Annotated in this window: 1 protein-coding gene and 1 pseudogene; one reads left to right on the top strand and one right to left on the bottom strand. The window is 58.5% G+C overall.

Translation table 11 applies throughout. The features are described from left to right. Window positions 1–198 (top strand): annotated as a pseudogene (locus AC0AP0_RS11630) (glycerophosphodiester phosphodiesterase family protein); the annotation flags it as partial. Here AC0AP0_RS11630 and AC0AP0_RS11635 read toward each other — a convergent pair. Further along, entirely contained in the window at window positions 167–2,242 is a 2,076-nt protein-coding gene (locus AC0AP0_RS11635; RefSeq protein WP_490430581.1) for an ABC transporter permease, read from the bottom strand. The pseudogene AC0AP0_RS11630 and the gene AC0AP0_RS11635 sit on opposite strands and share 32 nt — an antisense overlap. Between the last annotated feature and the right edge of the window lie 404 nt (window positions 2,243–2,646).

Below are 2,646 nucleotides of genomic sequence, written 5' to 3' on the forward strand. Positions count from 1 at the left end.
TCCCTCCTCTTCAACTGGCTGGGGCGGCCGGACTTCGTGGCCTGCGAGTGGCACAGCGGGCACTCACTGCCCATGCGCCTGTACCGGTTCCTGGGTGGAACGCCCATCGCCTGGACCGTCCGCTCCGAGCGTGCACAAGAGGAGGCCAGTGCGGACTTCGACGGGATCATCTTCGAGTCGTATCTGCCCGAGAACTGAACCAGCTATATAGCCCGGAGGCTGCAGCGGCCAGGCCTATCGCCCAGAGTGCCATGGTCAGGAAGTAGCCGTAGGGGAGAGGCACAACGCTCATGTCTATCTGGCCGGACAACTGGTGGAAGATGACGGCAAGCACCCCCGCCATGGCCAGGGCTGAAAGAAGGATGGCCGAAAGGGCATCGATTACTGACTCCCAAATCGAGGAGCAGACTAATGTTCCACGTGAAACACCGGCAGCCTGCATTCTCCGATTCTCCTGGCGACGTTCATTGACTGCGATGGCGCATGCCTGGATCAGGAATATGGCCGTTAGGACGATGGCCCCGTTCGCTATCTGGGGCATGGCCCGTTGCACCTTCTGTGACCTTTGGATGTTGGAACGAATGTACTCCTTCTTGGTACAGGCCTTGATGCCCTTCCTGTCCCATGAAGCATTGAGTTGACTGATCAGATTGCCTGTCCGAACTCCTGGGGCGGTCCTGGCCAGGGTGGTCGATCCACTGTTGTCGGGCGCCAGTTGCGACAGGTCTGCATCCGTCATCAGGTATTCGCCCGTCTGCCCCGTCGGGGTCATATCGACTACGGCGGTGATGGTCAGCGTATGGCCTTTGTCGTACCTGTCGATCAGAGTCAGCTTGCGACCAATAGGGTTTTTCTCCTGGGTGCGGCCACTTGCAATAACGGCGATCTTGCCCGGCCCCAGGTCAGCAGCGGAGCCCTTGATGAAGATTGGGCTAATTGTATTGACGCTCTTGCCTGCTTTGTTGACGTGCATAGCCATGACGGAAGGTTCGTCATTGCCGCCATTATCTTCCTTGTCCGCAGTTGTCCAGGATCCCTCGCTATAGGTGACTGCGGATTCGATGTCTGCAATGGACCGAAGTCGGCGATCCAGGTCTCTTGGATCATTGGTCTCTGCGTTGATCATGGTTTCGGCAGCGATCGGCTTATACCGGCTTATGGCTTCTTGTGCCCAGCCGGATCGTCCCAGGGCTATAAATCCGGTTACGATGACCAGCATCAGTATGATCGGCACTGCTACGGCGGTGGAGCTCCGGTTTTCCTTCCGCGCCCTTTGCCGCGCCAGGAGACCGGCGCCTCGGAAGGCCAGTTGGAAGGGGATGCCGATCAGGTCGGCACAGGCCGGAACCAGGACAGGGGCCAGGGCGCCGATGATGACGAGCAGACAGCCGGTCGAGGCCATGATCTGGATTTCAATGTCCATGCCCTTGAAGCGATGATAGACCATGGCCAGTCCTCCAGCCAGGCCGGCCAGGGCGATTATCAGGCGAAGAGGACCGATTGACTTGGTCCCTGACCGATTTCCCGAGTCCTGCAGGGCCTCGATGGGAGAGATCGCGGTAATCCTCCTGGCAGCGAACCAGGTTCCCAAGAGGCCTGCCAGGAGTATCCCTACGAAAGTGAAGAAAATTCCCGTGGGGTGGGGATGCGCGGTCATTTCCAGCGCTTCAAAGCCTGAGTTGATTAGGGACTTGGCGAATGCGGGCACCAGCAGGCATCCCGCCAAACTGCCCAGGAGGGCGGCCAAACCTACCGGAATCATGAATTCCAGTAGGGAGATGAATCTCACGGTCCTGGGAGAGGCGCCTGAAAGCCGCATCATGGCATACTCGCGACGACGGCGCTCGATCAGGAACCCCACAGAAGTGATGACGAGGAAGATGGAGACGAACCCGCATATGCAGGCGTACATTATGGATATCAGTGAAGCGCCGTCTTGTAATAACAGGGTCATAGCGCGGTCGTAGGAATTCATTGCGCGAGTATCTGGCATCCCGTCGCCCTTCCGAGCGGCAATGGCTACCTGGGCCCAGGCGCTGGTAAGGACCGAAGCGGCCATGACCGCCAAGACCATGACCGTGTAGGAGGACCGATGCTCATGCAGAAAGGATCGCACCAGGGAGGCCAGGCCAGGAGTGCGTGCCTTGGTTCGAACTGCGGTTTGCGAGCCGCCCCCGCCCATCGGTCCTGAGGCCCCGGTTCCTGTGATTGATCCACCCAGGGAAAGGGACTTTCCCTCCATGGTGTGCTCCTTTCTCGCCCTTGAATGCTGCTGTTCTTATTGCAACACCGGGTGAAGGCCCACTCAGGGTGTTTTCAGGGTCAGACCAGGGGGAGAACCAGGGTGGCGATCAGCGATTAAGCGCTCTTGTACGAGAGGGTAGAAGTCGAGGGATAGACGGTTGGGAGAATAGAGGTTGGGAGGATTAAAGACATGATGACTGGTTCGCTAAGCTCCATGGCGTTGCAGAGCCGGCAGTTTCTATAGCGACGACTTCATAGCGAACCTATCCTCGCTGACGGGGTAGGGGAGGGAAGCCTAGTCCATTTTGCACAGCATCTGCCGGGGCGGCCATCGAACACCGTTGAAAAAAGGACCCGAATCGTGCAGGATTCGGGTCCTTGTCAGGTATGGGGTTCGTGCCC

This window comes from Bifidobacterium sp. POST2/T3 (B1) (assembly GCF_058197115.1).